At 65.4% G+C, this 13,468-nt stretch carries 12 protein-coding genes and 1 riboswitch; of the genes, 8 read left to right on the top strand and 4 right to left on the bottom strand.

Going from position 1 to position 13,468, the window contains the following annotated elements; translation table 11 throughout:
* Positions 1-10: 10 nt before the first annotated feature.
* Both thpR and JY451_11960 read left to right on the top strand, forming a co-directional pair.
* Positions 11-571 (top strand): RNA 2',3'-cyclic phosphodiesterase, encoded by a 561-nt coding sequence (gene thpR, locus JY451_11965; GenBank protein QZH74391.1) that lies wholly within the window; start codon positions 11-13, stop codon positions 569-571.
* Positions 572-691: 120 nt separating this feature from the next.
* The gene (locus JY451_11960) at positions 692-2,887 is read left to right on the top strand and encodes a M3 family metallopeptidase (protein ID QZH74390.1); all 2,196 of its coding nucleotides are present in this window, start codon (positions 692-694) and stop codon (positions 2,885-2,887) included.
* Between the two features lie 81 nt (positions 2,888-2,968).
* Here the strand turns inward: JY451_11960 and JY451_11955 are convergent, their stop codons facing one another.
* Genes JY451_11955 through JY451_11940 form a run of 4 tightly spaced genes read right to left on the bottom strand, consistent with a single transcriptional unit; the run spans position 2,969 to position 7,483 of the window.
* Positions 2,969-3,706: an ABC transporter ATP-binding protein gene (locus JY451_11955; protein QZH76705.1), complete on the bottom strand. Its 738-nt coding sequence runs from the start codon at positions 3,704-3,706 to the stop codon at positions 2,969-2,971.
* On the bottom strand, positions 3,703-4,668 hold the full coding sequence (locus JY451_11950; GenBank protein QZH74389.1) for an iron ABC transporter permease: 966 nt from the start codon (positions 4,666-4,668) through the stop codon (positions 3,703-3,705). Before JY451_11950 ends, JY451_11955 begins: the two co-directional genes overlap by 4 nt.
* Positions 4,668-5,582, bottom strand: a complete 915-nt coding sequence (locus JY451_11945; protein QZH74388.1) for an ABC transporter substrate-binding protein — start codon at positions 5,580-5,582, stop codon at positions 4,668-4,670. Before JY451_11945 ends, JY451_11950 begins: the two co-directional genes overlap by 1 nt.
* Positions 5,579-7,483 carry a TonB-dependent receptor gene (locus JY451_11940; GenBank protein QZH74387.1) on the bottom strand — a complete coding sequence of 635 codons (1,905 nt, stop codon included), beginning with the start codon at positions 7,481-7,483 and terminating at the stop codon, positions 5,579-5,581. Before JY451_11940 ends, JY451_11945 begins: the two co-directional genes overlap by 4 nt.
* 92 nt (positions 7,484-7,575) lie before the next feature.
* Positions 7,576-7,778, bottom strand: a riboswitch (cobalamin riboswitch).
* Positions 7,779-8,000: 222 nt separating this feature from the next.
* On the opposite strand from JY451_11940, the gene JY451_11935 reads away from it, so the two are divergent.
* The 6 genes from JY451_11935 (at position 8,001) to sucD (ending at position 13,458) form a co-directional block, all read left to right on the top strand.
* A complete protein-coding gene (locus JY451_11935) occupies positions 8,001-8,987 on the top strand; it encodes a cell wall hydrolase (protein ID QZH76704.1) in 987 nt (328 codons plus the stop codon).
* Positions 8,988-9,112: 125 nt separating this feature from the next.
* Entirely contained in the window at positions 9,113-9,421 is a 309-nt protein-coding gene (locus tag JY451_11930; GenBank protein QZH74386.1) for a hypothetical protein, read from the top strand.
* A gap of 99 nt (positions 9,422-9,520) precedes the next feature.
* Positions 9,521-11,086: a bifunctional diguanylate cyclase/phosphodiesterase gene (locus tag JY451_11925; GenBank protein QZH74385.1), complete on the top strand. Its 1,566-nt coding sequence runs from the start codon at positions 9,521-9,523 to the stop codon at positions 11,084-11,086.
* A 226-nt stretch (positions 11,087-11,312) separates the two neighbouring features.
* Positions 11,313-12,287 (top strand): malate dehydrogenase, encoded by a 975-nt coding sequence (gene mdh / locus JY451_11920; GenBank protein ID QZH74384.1) that lies wholly within the window; start codon positions 11,313-11,315, stop codon positions 12,285-12,287.
* Positions 12,287-12,571 carry a hypothetical protein gene (locus JY451_11915; GenBank protein QZH74383.1) on the top strand — a complete coding sequence of 95 codons (285 nt, stop codon included), beginning with the start codon at positions 12,287-12,289 and terminating at the stop codon, positions 12,569-12,571. Before mdh ends, JY451_11915 begins: the two co-directional genes overlap by 1 nt.
* Positions 12,568-13,458, top strand: coding sequence for a succinate--CoA ligase subunit alpha (sucD, locus tag JY451_11910; protein ID QZH74382.1), 891 nt, complete (start codon positions 12,568-12,570; stop codon positions 13,456-13,458). Before JY451_11915 ends, sucD begins: the two co-directional genes overlap by 4 nt.
* The last annotated feature ends 10 nt before the right edge of the window (positions 13,459-13,468 follow it).

The raw sequence follows: 13,468 nt of genomic DNA, 5'->3' as shown, positions 1-13,468 counted from the left end.
TGGCGAGTCCATGCCTTGCCACCGTCTTTTTGTCGCCCTGCCCCTGCCCGAAGCGGTCCGCGATGCCCTGCTCGATGTGCAGGAGGGCATCTCCGGTGCGCGCTGGCAGGAGGCGGATAACCTGCATCTGACGCTGCGGTTTGTCGGCGAGGTGGATCGGCATCAGTTTGACGATCTGGCCACCGCGTTGGAGTCTGTGCCGTTCCGCCCCTTCACGCTCGCCATCAGCGGGGTCGGGCATTTCGAGCGCAAGGGGCACGGCAAGGCGGTATGGGCGGGCCTAACGCGCTCCAGCGCGCTCGCAGACTTGCAGTACAGCGTGGAAATGGCATGCCGCCGTGCCGGCGTGCCTGCGGAAACGCGCAAGTTTGTGCCCCATGTCACCCTCGCGCGGCTGAATTCGGGGAGCGGGCCGATTGGCGACTGGCTGGCCGCGCATGGCGATCTGGCGGCCGGGCCGTGGCTGGTGGAGGGCTTTTCGCTCTGGGAAAGCAATCTCACGCCGAACGGCGCGCTCTATTCGCGGCTGCTGGACTTCCCGCAGGGCGCGCCAATCGACCAACCGCTTTAACAACCCGTTCAGCGCCTTGGCAGCTTTGTCTGCTAGGAGTAAGGCATTCGTTTCACCGGCAACCAGGCCCGACCGGGCGCGTTGCCGCACCAATTGACAGACAGAAAGAGGTCGCCCACCATGAAATCGCGCCTGCTCGCCACCACTATGATCGCTGCCCTGGCATCCGCCTGCACCACCACTCCGGAGACCGATGTGGCATCCATCCCGCAAGCCGTCGAATACAATCCGGAAATCCCGCAGGCGACCAGCGTATTCGCCGAACTGTCCCCGCTCTATATGCACGCGCCGCAGTTTGACCAGGTTACCGACGCGCAATGGCAGGGCATCATCGAGGAAGCGATCGCCATCCAGATCGCCGAAATCGAAGCCATCGCCGAGAATCCCAATCCGCCCACTTTTGCCAACACGCTGGTCGAGATGGAGAAGTCCGGCCAGGTCTTCTCGCGCGCCTATGGTGCCTTCAGCCAGGTCGTCTCGGCCAATATCAACGATACCATCGCCGCCACTGATGAAGCGCTGGCGCCGCAAATTGCGGGCATGAGCGACAGCATCTACCTGAACCCGGCGCTGTTTGCGCGGGTGCAGGCGATTTACGACAATCGCGCTGCCATGGCGATGACGGCGGAAGACGCGATGCTGCTGGAAACCACCTATGATCGCTTCGTGCATCGCGGTGCGCAGCTGGGCGCGGCGGAACAAGCCGAACTGCGGCAGATCAACGAGCGGCTGTCCTCGCTGTCCTCGCAGATTTCGCAGCTGATCACGCAGGGGCAGAACGACGCCTCCATCGTGGTGGACACGCGCGAGGAACTGGCGGGCCTCTCCGAAGGGCAGATTGCTTCAGCCGCCGCGCTGGCCAGCGAAAACGGCCATCCAGGCAAGTTCATGCTCACCGTCAGCAACACCACCGGCGTGCCGCAACTGGCGCAACTGCACAATCGCGATGTGCGTGAACGGCTGCACCGCGCCAGCGTGGATCGCAACCAGACGGGCGAGAATTCCACCCTGCCGCTGGTGCGCGAGACGATTGCCCTGCGCAACCGCCGCGCGGCGCTGTTCGGTGAAGCGACCCATGCAAACTGGCAGATGTACGACCGCATGGTTTCCGATCCGGCGCAGGCCATCGGCTTCATGGCCGACATGGTCCCCGCACTGCGCGCTACGCAGGAGCGCGAGGCCGCACTGTTGCAGGCGCGCGCCGAGCAGGACGGGCATGACTTCACCCTGGCCGCGTGGGACTGGCCTTATTATGCCGAGATCGTCCGGCAGGAACGCTACGCGCTGAACAACGAGGAGATTAAACAATACTTCGTGGTGGACCGGGTGTTGGAAGACGGCGTGTTCTACATGGCCGGGGAGCTTTACGGGCTGACCTTCGAACAGCGCAGCGACATTCCCACCTATCACCCCGATGTCAGCGTCTACACCGTGTTCCACGATGGTGAACCGATTGCGCTGTTCTACTTCGATCCGATGCAGCGCGAGAGCAAGCGCGGCGGGGCGTGGATGAGCAATTTCATCGAGCAGAGCCACCTGCTCGGCCTGCGCCCGGTGGTCACCAACACCCAGAACATTGCCCCGCCCGCGCCGGGTGAACCCGCGCTGGCGACCTGGGACGATGTTGAAACGATGTTCCACGAATTCGGCCACGCGCTGCACGGCATCTTCGCTGATCAGCAATATCCGTCGCTGTCGGGCACCAACACGGCGCGCGACTGGGTGGAATTCCCCAGCCAGTTCCACGAAAACTTCGCCGCGCTGCCGGAGGTTTTGCAGCGCTATGCGCGCCATCACGAAACCGGCGAAGTGATCCCGATGGAGCTGGTCGAAGCGATCAACCGCGCGGGCCAGTTCAACCAGGGCCACGGCTTCGGGGAAGTGATCGCCGCGAGCCTGCTCGACATGGAATGGCATTCACTCGATCCCAGCGAGCCTGCACCAGCCGACGTGATGGCTTTCGAGGAAGCCGCGCTGGAGCGGATCGGGCTGCGCTCCGACCTCGTCCCGCCGCGCTATCGCACGCCGTACTTCCGGCACATTTTCGAGCACGGCTACGATGCGGGCTACTACGCCTACACATGGACCGAAATGCTGCACCATGATGCCTACAGCTATGTCGAGGCGAACGGCGGCATGACGCGCGAGATGGGCGACCGGATCGTCGACACCTTCCTCGGCCAGGGCCATTCGAAGACCTACGAACAGATGTTCCGCGACTTCACCGGCCGCGATCCGCGCGTGGAACCGTTGCTCGAAGCACGCGGGCTGATCCCGGGTGACACCGAACCTGCAGGGGCTGAGGGCGTTCTCTAAGAGATTGCGGTAAGCTTTCGAAGGGGCCGGAGTGAGAATTCCGGCCCCTTTTCTGCGTCTTACGCGAATTTCCCGGGCAGATCAGTAAGCCAGAGCGCGCGAACCTGCTGCACCGATCCAGCGCGCCTCAACGCCCCACACCCGCGCGATCACTTCCTCGGACAAAGCCTCCGGAGAAGTGCCGTCGGCTACCAGCCGCCCTTGTTCCAGAACCAGCACCCGGTCCGCGTGGTTCATCGCCAGCGCCAGATCGTGCAGCACGAGCACAACCCCGCAGCCTGACTCGGCTTCATCGCGCAGTACCCGCAGCATCGCCAGCTGATGCGCGATGTCGAGCGCCGCCAGCGGCTCATCGGCGAGCAGCCATTGCGGCGTTCCTGCCAGCACCCGCGCCAGCAGGGCGCGGGCCTTCTCGCCGCCACTCAGCGTCGAGGTGGGGCGGTCGCGGAATCCCTCCAGATCGCAAGCGTGGAGGGCCTGCGTAATCTCCCCCTCACCCCTGTCGCGGTGCGGCAGGCGGCCCAGCGCGACGAGGTTGGCGACCGACACGTCCCACGCGATTTCCGCCGCTTGCGGCAGGTAGCCGATGTTGCGCGCGCGGGTGAGCGGATGCATCGCCGGGAGCGGCTTGTCGCTCAGCGTCACCGTGCCTGCTTCGGGCGGGACGAGGTTGGCCAGCGCCGCCAGCAAGGTCGATTTTCCCGCGCCGTTGGGGCCGCAGATGGCGGTGATGTCACCGGGCATCAGACCGGCGCTGACGGAGTCGAGCACCCGCTTGTCGCCGCGCAGCACCGACAGGTTTTCGCAGGCGAGAATCACGCCAGCCCTCTCCGCATCCGCAGCAGCAGCCACAGGAAGAACGGCGCACCGATCAGGCTGAGCGCGATGCCCAGCCGCAGTTCCGTCACCAGCGGCAGAATGCGGCACACTACGTCGGCCACCAGCAGCAGCAGCGCTCCCGCCAGCGCGCTGGGCACGATCAGGCTCGACGGGCGTCTGTCGGTCAGCGGGCGCACGAGGTGCGGCACGATCAGCCCGACAAAGCCGATGATCCCCGCCACCGCCACGCCGGTGCCCACGGTCAGCCCGGTGCCAAGCACCATTATCGCCATCAACCGCCGCGGATCGACGCCGAGCGAGCGCGCGGCCGCCTCGCCCAGAGTCAGCGCATCGAGCGCACGGCCCGCGCGCCACAGCACCAGAATGCCCGCCAACGTGAGCGGCGCGGCGAGCCAGACGTCGTCCCAGCTGCGATCGGTCAGCGCGCCCATCAGCCAGGTGACGATGCTGCTCATGGCGAAGGCATTGGGGGCGAGGCTGATGGCCAGCGCGGTCAGCGCGCCTGCGAGGCTCGCGATCATCATCCCCGCCAGCGTGAACAGCGCAATGCCGTTTGCGGGGCTGGCGGTGCGCCCGGCGATCAGTCCCAGCAGCGCCATCGCCCCGCCCGCTCCCGCCAGCGCGAAGCCGGGCAGCAGCAGCGTGCCCGCCATGCCGAGATGTATCGCCATCACCGCGCCGAGTGCAGCGCTGGGGGCAATGCCGAACAGTCCGGGATCGGCGAGCGGATTGCGTAGGTAACCCTGCATGGCAGCGCCCGCAGCACCCAGCCCCGCTCCGAGGATAATGGCGAGCAGTGCGCGCGGCAGGCGCAGTTCGGCAAGGATCAACGTTGTGTTGGCCGTTTCGCCCGAAGGATCGAGCCACACCCGCCCCGCGAGCAGCGATAGCGGGATTGCCAGCGTTAGAAGCGCGGCGAAGAGGGGGATCGGGCGAACCATTAGAGGTTCCCCTCCCGCTTGCGGGAGGGGTTAGGGGTGGGCCTGTTGTGCGATTCTGGCCCTGCTTCAGGCCCACCCCCAGCCCCTCCCGCAAGCGGGAGGGGAGAAGTGAAGTCTCGGCGTATCTCCCCCAACCTTGCCAGCGCGCGCGGGATCGTCGGCCCGCCGCAATAGAGCAGCGCCGGATCGAGTGTGGCGTGCTGCACCCCGGCAACCTGCGCGAACACCGGATGATGCAGCATCGGCTCGTCCCCCGCCGCGATCACCAGTTGCGGCGGCTCGGCGAGCACCTGCTCGAGCGGCAGGTAAGCCCCCTGCCCCAGCCCGCGCGCGGCCGAGTGGCTGGCAAAGCCTGTCTGTTCAAGCAGCGCGAAAGCCAGCGAGCCCTCGCCCGGCACGATCCCGCCGGACTGCCAGAGTAGCGTATCGACTTGTGGACCTGCCGCGCGCGCGGCGTCCCATGCGGCGGCGATTTCCTCCGCCAGCGCCTCCGCATGCGCGGACTGCCCGGTCACTTCGCCGAGCTGGCGGATCTGCGCGAGGCTATCCTCCAGCGAAGCGGTTATCCCGATCTGCGCCACCCGGATGCCGGCGTCCTCCAGCGCCCGTTTGGTCGAAGCGGCAAGGAAGGTATCCGCCACCACCACATCGGCAGCCAGCGCCAGCACTTCCTCCGCCGTCCCGCCCGTAGTCGCATAGCGCTGCGCCACCTCCTGCGGCAGCGAACTGGCCCTCGGATCGTGGCTGTAGTGCGACAGCGCCAGCACCTGCCCCGGCGCTGCAATTTCGGCGAGGATCGCATCGGCACAGGGGTTCAGGCTCACGATGGTGGGCTGTTCCGGCAGGAGCGGCGGCGGGGGAAGTGTCTGCGCGCATCCCCCCAGCACCAGCAACAGGGCAGGAGCCAGCTTCATAACGCCAACCGCGCCCCGACGAAGGCCGCGCGCCCGCGCGTGCCGTATCCGGCGGCGGTCTGGTATTGTTCGTCCCAGACATTCTCGACCCGGCCGAACAGTTGCACCGTGTCCGACACGTCGAAAGCCGCGCGCAAGGTCAGCACCTCGTAGCCATCCAGTCGCACGAAATTGCCTGCATCGTCGAAGCTGTCGGATACGATCCGCACATCCGCGCCCAGCGTCAGCGAGTATGTTGCCTGCCATTCGCCCGTCAACGTCGCAGCATGGCGCGGGCGTCGGGCGAGACTGTTGCCGGTGGCGCGGTTTTCGGTGTCGGTGAAGGCATATGCCGCGCCGAACACCAGACCCTCGGCCACCCGCGCGCGGAATTCCGCTTCAACTCCCTGCGCGCGGGTTCGGGCAATGTTGTCGTAAGTCCCGAAGGGGCGATCGGTGCAGATGCCGCCGGTGACCCCGAAGCATGAAACGAAGGCGATCTGGTCGCTCGTATCGCGGCGGAACAGCGTTACTGCGCCGTAATAGGGGCTGCGCCAGTTGTGGAACAGCGCGCGATCGCCATAGGCTAGGCCGAGATCGAAGCTGGTCGCGCGTTCGGGGGTGAGCGAAGCATTGCCGAAATCGGACAGCAACTGGAACAGGCTGGGAGCCTTGAACCCCTCGCCAATACTCGCGCGCAGCCGCCAGTTCTGCGCCACTTCGTAGCTGACATCCGCGCCGAAGCTGACATCGCTGCCGAAATCGGCATGATCGGTAAACCGCGCGCCGATGTGGCCGGAAATCCCCCGCCACTCGATCCCGCCTTGCGCATAGGCGCCGAAAATCCGTGTGTTATCGCCCGGTTCGAACAAAGTTTCGTAACTTGTCCACTCGTTCTCTGCGCCAAAGTTGAGCAGTAGCGGCCCGATCGGGCGCCATTCGCCGCGCACCGAGACAACGTCCGAGCGGCCCTCGCTGGTGAAGGTCTCTGCGCCCGAACTGTCCAGATTATCGCGCGCGGTATCGGCGAAGGCGTAGCTGGCCTGCACGAACAGCGGCCCGCTGTCGTAGACCGCACCCGCCGAACCGAAGGTCTGCCGCGTGTCCTGCACCTCGTCGGTATCGGCGAGCGAATATGTGGGCGCGGGGAAGCCGTCGATATCCAGCGTTCCCTCGACCTGCCGCAGCCGCGCGAACACCTCGAAGGTATCGGAGAAATAATAGCGTCCGTGGCCCTCCAGCACCCATTGTTCGAACCCGTCGGCCTCGGTCCCGCTGGCAGCAGCGGAATAGCCATCGGTACGCACATAGCTGGCCGATGCGCCGAGGAAGCCGGTGTCTTCGTCCGACACTCCGCCCGATGCAGCGGCGGTAAGGCTGTCGTCCGCACCATATTCGGCGCTGGCGGCAAGTTCGCTGGCAGCGCGGGTCGAGGCGACGATCACCCCGCCCAGCGCGTCGGACCCCCAGATCGTGGAATTGGAGCCGCGCAGCACGTCCACCTTGGCGAGGTTGCCGCTCAGCAGGTTGCCGAAATCGAACCCGCCCGATGGCGAGGCGGGGTCGGCCACCCGCACCCCGTCCAGCACAACCAGCACCTGCTCGGCCTCCGCCCCGCGCAGCCGTACTCCGGTGAAGCCGCCCAGCCCGCCGTTGCGGCTGATCGCGAGGCCAGGCACGCGTTCGAGCACGCGGGTGAGGTCCGGGCCTTGCAGGCTGCGGATTTCGTCCTCGCCGAGCACCGTGATGGCTTGGCCGGTATCTTCCACCTCGATGCGGGTGCCGGTGGCGGTGACGGTAATGGTAGCTTCGTCAGTTCGAATGACATCGGCGATTGTTACAACGTCGGACTCTTCCTGAGCCACCGCAGGAACAGCAGACAGCGCCGCAAGAGAAACACCGAAAAACAGATATTTGTACACGAAACCTCCTATCACAAGCGAAACGCCGCTCATGACGGAGGGAGCGCCGGACATGGCGCTCTCCCGTTAGCTGTCGGTACACCCCGCCCGCAGCCCGAACGACCGTCATCGGCAGGTCTCCTGGCTCCCGGATCATCGGTCCGCCCCCGCCTTCCCGCACCGGTCGAAACCGGCACAGTGGCATTGTGGAAGCGGCCCTCCCCGGTCACAGTTGCGGGGGCAGCGCGGGCATCGTACCCGCTTCCCTCTTAGGCCTGCACTGGCATAGACCAGCACCGGCAACCCATGACGTGGTGCGGCCTTTAGGCCGTATCCCGCGCGGCGACAAGGCCCGCTGCGGCAGGGTTAATCCGCCTTAACCGCCGTCCCGCTTCGATACAGCGGCAGCGTGGCGCGTGTCCGGCGGGAGCGATAGGCTTATGAACGCGGGGTGTCGCAGCCCTCCTCCACCTTGCCCTTGACCGCCACGCCACGGCGCGATTTCCGTACGCGGCGCACACCCTTGCGCGAACGGGTGATGCCGCTGGCGAAGAAGCTCGGCGTGCTGGCCGTGGCGATTGCCGTGCCGACACTCGCCGCTCCCGGCACCATCGCCGCGCTGCAGCCGGGGCCGGAAAGCGCCGATGTGGCGCCGATGCCGTTCGAGACTGCCGGGGAGAGTTTTCCGGGTTCGGCCTTCTACTATCTCGAAGACACCCCGCAACTGATCGAGGCCGAAGGGTGGGATCGCCCGATCCAGGTGATCGGCGGTTCGCAGTTCGCCGCTGCCGCTACCGCTGATGGGATCGCCGACCTCCCGCTCGCCGCGCGACCCTTGCGGATCGTCGGCTCCGACCGCGATCATATGCGCGCACAGCAATGCATGGCGCAGGCGATCTATTACGAAGCCGCCAGCGAAAGCGACGCCGGCCAGCGCGCGGTGGCGCAGGTGGTGCTCAATCGCGTGGCGCATCCGGCCTACCCGAACACCGTGTGCGGCGTGGTCTATCAGGGCAGCGAGCGGCGCACCGGCTGCCAGTTCACCTTCACCTGCGACGGGGCGCTGGCGCGCACGCCATCGCAATCGGGCTGGAGCCGCGCCAGCCGCATCGCGCGCGAGTCATTGGCAGGCGTGGTCTATGCCCCCGTCGGCACGGCGACGCACTACCACACGCTTGCGGTCAATCCCTACTGGGCAAGCAGCCTCGATACCGTGGGCGTGATCGGCGCGCATATCTTCTACCGCTGGAAAGGTGCGGCGGGCCAGCCTGCCGCTTTCCGCTCCGGTTACGCCGGGGCCGAGCCTGCCCCGGCCCGCTCCCGCGCTGCCACGCCCGAAGCTCCCGATCCGGTGGAAGCACCGGTGATGGCGGACTATGCCGCGCCTGCTCCGGCACCGTCCAGCTATGCCATTCCCACAGCCGCTCCTGCGCAAGTGGCGGAAGAACGCTCCGACATCCTTCCGCAGAGCGGCGATGTGCGCAGCGAATATGCCAACAGCGGGCGCTGGCTCACCCGCCCCTGAGGCCTGACCAACAAGGCTAAGAAAGTGGCAACCATGCTGTCACACCTTCGCTTAGCGGGTTGATTTTACATGAGCTGACAGTCGCATCTGCGGCCAACCTTTTGTCAGTCGCAGGACCCCTACTCATGTCAATCCGCTTTGCCGCCCCTCCTGCTGCCTGCCGCGTCCGGATGACACCGGCGCGGGTGCAGGCTTGCCATCCGGTGGCGGCGAACGACAACGGCGGAAGTCCTGGAAACTCCCACCTCTCCGCCGCACTCCGCCACTTCGCCAGGCACGGCATCGCCGCCGCACTACACGCCCGCGAGCAGGCAATTGCCGCGGGCCGCGCGGGGGACCGGCAGACCTTCGAATGGTGGCTGGAAGTGTGCCGCGCGCTGGACCGGCGGATGGCCCGTGCCATTGTGTCGCCCATCACCAGTTCGGCGGGCTGACAGGCAGGAATAGATTACCAATTTCAATAACGTTTGTTAGGGTTGCCACCGAGTATCGCGTAACCACCGGGTGATCTCGCTTTGCTGTAATCGGCGGTCATGTCGCAAGCATCGGAAAACCCTGAAATACCGGGCCGCTCATGGTCGTGCTGGACCTATGCCCTGCTTGGCCTTCTCCCTTTTGGCGGGACAATCGCGCTGACCGATCTTTCGCTCCCGACCCGGTTGCTCGCCGTGCTTGCGGTCGGGCTCGGGTTTGCGCTGGCCATCAAGGCGGTGTTCAAGGCCATTGCCGAACAGCAGCAGATCGCCCGGGAGGCAAGGGACGAGGCCGAAATGCTGCGCGAACAGGCGCGCCACGATCCGCTGACGGGGCTCGCCAATCGCATCGGCTTCGACCTCTTGCTGGCGCAGATGGCGATGGACCTGCTGCCCGAAGAAAAACTGCTGCTGCTGCTGATCGACCTCCGCGGCTTCAAGCAGACCAACGAGATGCTGGGCCATCCGGTGGGTGACGAGGTTTTGCGCACCGTGGCAAAGCGGATGGTGCAGAGCGCGCCCGAAGGCGCGGCGCTCGGGCGTTTGGCCGGTGATGAATTCATGCTCGCAGTCCCCGTCCCCGCGCGCGGGCAAGCCGAGGCGATTGTCACGCAGATGGGCGAAGCCATTGCCAAACCGATGCGGGTCGATGGCCACCGGATTGTCAGCCAGGCCTGTCTGGGCGCGGCACTCCTCCCCGATGATGCGGAGACGCCCGACAAGCTGATCGTTGCGAGCGACCTGGCCCTGCATCACGCCAAGGCCAGCCGCCAGGGCATTGCGCGGTTCTTCAACCGGGCGATGACCCGCGAAGTGGCGCGCAAGAAGGAGATGGAGTCCGACCTGCGGACGGCTCTGCAACGCGACGAACTGGCGATCTATTTCCAGCCGATCATCGATCTGGGCACCGGAAGGATCCGCGCCTTCGAGGCTCTAGCGCGCTGGTTCCATGCCGAAAAGGGCGAGATTCACCCCGCACAGTTCATCCCGGTTGCCGAAGAAAGCGGCCTGATCGTGGCGCTGGGAAACTGGGTGACGGCAGAAGCTGCGCGGATCGCTGCGGGCTGGCCGGCGGAGGTAACACTCTGCGTCAATCTCTCCCCGGTGCAGATCGTGGCCCCCGGCTCGGCGCTCGGCATCCTTTCCGCACTTAACGAGGCCGGGCTCGATCCGGCGCGGCTTGAACTCGAAGTGACCGAGGCCTTGTTCGCGCAGGGCGATCAGGACGCATCCGCCTTCATGCACACGCTGGCCCGCCACGGCGTGCGGTTTGCGCTGGACGATTTCGGAACCGGTTATTCGTCGGTGCGGCACCTGCATCTCTACCCGTTCCGCACCCTGAAGGTGGATCGCAGCCTCGTTTCCGGTCCCGGCAGCAATGCGCGCAGCGACACGGTGATCCGGGCGATGGCCGAAATGGGGCAGACGCTGGGGATGAACGTGGTGGCAGAAGGGCTGGAAACGATCGAACAGGTCCGCGCAATGAAGGCGGCGGGCTGCACGCTCGGCCAGGGCTGGCACTTCAGCCGCGCCGTGCCGGACTATACGGCCATGCTCATGCTCGCCGATGAAGCGGAACGGCTGGCCGAAGGCGACTTGTGGAACCCGCGTCAACTGGCCAGCTAGGGAAGTCTCCTTATACCGCTGCCATCTGTGTTCCATGCGGCAAATCGCGACCCTTTTGCTACTGCGAACTGTTTGCAAAAACAATTGGCTAAACCCTGTTGCAAAGCCGGTTTCGCGGTTCTAGGGCAAGCGTCGAATCCGGCGCGCGGCCCCTTCGGGGCGCATGGCTGAGTGCCCGGAATACCTTGTGGATGCGCCCGAGGCACAAAGGACTTCAGGTTACCCCATGGCCCATACTCACGGACGCAAGAAGATCGCGCTCATCGGCGCCGGCATGATCGGCGGCACGCTCGCCCACCTCGCAGCCAAGCACGCGCTGGGCGACATCGTCCTGTTCGACATTGCCGAAGGCATGCCGCAGGGCAAGGCGCTAGACCTGAACCAGTGCGCGCCGATCGAAGGCTTCGATGCCAATGTCATGGGCACCAATGACATCGCCGATATCGCCGGGGCGGACGTGATCATCGTCACCGCCGGAATCGCCCGCAAGCCGGGGATGAGCCGCGACGACCTGCTCGGCATCAACCTCGGCGTGATGAAGTCGGTCGGCGCAGGGATCAAGGAACACGCGCCCGATGCTTTCGTGATCTGCATCACCAACCCGCTCGACGCGATGGTGTGGGCGCTGCGCGAATTTTCCGGCCTGCCGACCCACAAGGTGGTGGGCATGGCGGGCGTGCTGGACTCGGCGCGGTTCGCCACGTTCCTCGCGTGGGAATTCGGCGTGAGCGTGAAGGACGTGAACGCCTTCGTGCTCGGCGGGCACGGCGATACGATGGTGCCGGTGCTGTCCTATTCGACGATCAACGGCATTCCGGTGGCGGACATGGCCAAGATCAAGGGCGTGGATGAAGCGCGGCTGGGCGAAATCGTCCAGCGCACCCGCTCGGGCGGCGGCGAGATCGTCGCCCTGCTCAAGACCGGTTCCGCCTATTACGCCCCCGCCACCAGCGCCATCGCGATGGCCGAAGCCTACCTCGGCGACCAGAAGCGCATCCTGCCCTGCGCGGCCTTTGTCGAAGGCAAGTACGGCGTGGACGGTCTCTATGTCGGCGTCCCCTGCGTGATCGGCGCGGGCGGGATCGAGGACGTGATCGAGATTTCGTTGTCCGACGAGGAAGCGAACAACCTCAAGGTAAGCGTCGAGGCGGTTGAGGAACTGCTGGTGGCTTGCAAGGCGATTGATAGTTCGCTGGGGTAATGGACGCCCGAACCCTCCTATTCGTGCTTGCGTGTGGCGCAGTTCCTTTGATTGTGGTGCTGCTTGTTTTCCGTTTTGCTCGCGCAAAAGGAGCGATTGCGGTTGGCTTTTTGCTTCTGGCCGGATCCATAATTCTTCTAAGTTATATTGGGATGGGTCCGCACGGCTACATTTTGTTTGTATTCTTTCCCTTTTGGGCCGGTTGCGTGATTGCGCTGGCTATTGTCGTCACTGCATTTGTGCGCGGGCGCGACGCCAAAACTGATAAGGCTGGAAATCCATGAGCATCCTCGTAAACAAAGACACCAAGGTCATCACCCAGGGCATGACCGGTGATACCGGCACCTTCCACACCCAGCAGGCGCTCGATTACGGGACACAGATGGTTGCTGGTGTCACCCCCGGCAAAGGCGGGACTACGCATATCGGACTGCCGGTGTTCAACACCGTGGCCGAAGCGGCGCGTGAAACCGGGGCGACCGCCAGCGTGATCTACGTGCCGCCACCCTTCGCGGCGGACTCGATCCTCGAAGCCATCGAAGCGCAGATCGAACTGATCGTCTGCATCACCGAAGGAATCCCGGTGATGGACATGGTGATGGTCAAGCGCGCGCTGAGCGGCACCAAGAGCCGCCTGATCGGCCCCAACTGCCCCGGCGTCCTGACACCGGGCGAATGTAAGATCGGCATCATGCCGGGTTCGATCTTCCAGAAGGGCACTGTCGGCGTGGTCTCGCGGTCGGGCACGCTGACCTATGAAGCCGTGCACCAGACCACCGCAGTGGGCCTCGGCCAGACGACCGCGGTGGGCATCGGCGGTGATCCGGTGAACGGGACAAACTTCATCGACGTGCTCGACCTGTTCCTCTCCGATGACGAGACCAAGTCGATCATCATGATCGGCGAGATCGGTGGTTCTGCGGAGGAGGAAGCAGCGGAATTCATCAAGGCGGAAGCGGCTAAAGGTCGTTCCAAGCCGATGGTCGGCTTCATCGCCGGCCGCACAGCTCCTCCCGGCCGCCGCATGGGCCATGCCGGCGCGATCGTTTCGGGCGGCAAGGGCGATGCGGACAGCAAGATCGCGGCGATGGAAGACGCAGGCATCCGCGTGGCGCAGTCGCCCAGCGAACTGGGCACCACGCTCGATGCGCTGTTGAAGGAACTGGCGTAGCTCTCGCACG

Origin of the sequence: Erythrobacter sp. (assembly GCA_019739335.1) — a bacterium.
Lineage (GTDB): Bacteria > Pseudomonadota > Alphaproteobacteria > Sphingomonadales > Sphingomonadaceae > Alteraurantiacibacter.
Note: the sequence above shows the minus strand (reverse complement) of the source record. Positions and strands in the feature narration are given on the sequence as shown.

What these genes read in the sequence shown, in the direction of transcription:
- sucD (QZH74382.1), top strand. Translation starts at nt 12,568, where the DNA reads ATGAGCATCCTCGTAAACAAAGACACCAAGGTCATCACCCAGGGCATG.
- JY451_11935 (QZH76704.1), top strand. Translation starts at nt 8,001, where the DNA reads ATGCCGCTGGCGAAGAAGCTCGGCGTGCTGGCCGTGGCGATTGCCGTG.
- JY451_11950 (QZH74389.1), bottom strand. Translation starts at nt 4,668, where the DNA reads ATGGTTCGCCCGATCCCCCTCTTCGCCGCGCTTCTAACGCTGGCAATC.
- JY451_11945 (QZH74388.1), bottom strand. Translation starts at nt 5,582, where the DNA reads ATGAAGCTGGCTCCTGCCCTGTTGCTGGTGCTGGGGGGATGCGCGCAG.
- mdh (QZH74384.1), top strand. Translation starts at nt 11,313, where the DNA reads ATGGCCCATACTCACGGACGCAAGAAGATCGCGCTCATCGGCGCCGGC.
- JY451_11960 (QZH74390.1), top strand. Translation starts at nt 692, where the DNA reads ATGAAATCGCGCCTGCTCGCCACCACTATGATCGCTGCCCTGGCATCC.
- JY451_11930 (QZH74386.1), top strand. Translation starts at nt 9,113, where the DNA reads ATGTCAATCCGCTTTGCCGCCCCTCCTGCTGCCTGCCGCGTCCGGATG.
- thpR (QZH74391.1), top strand. Translation starts at nt 11, where the DNA reads ATGCCTTGCCACCGTCTTTTTGTCGCCCTGCCCCTGCCCGAAGCGGTC.
- JY451_11915 (QZH74383.1), top strand. Translation starts at nt 12,287, where the DNA reads ATGGACGCCCGAACCCTCCTATTCGTGCTTGCGTGTGGCGCAGTTCCT.
- JY451_11925 (QZH74385.1), top strand. Translation starts at nt 9,521, where the DNA reads ATGTCGCAAGCATCGGAAAACCCTGAAATACCGGGCCGCTCATGGTCG.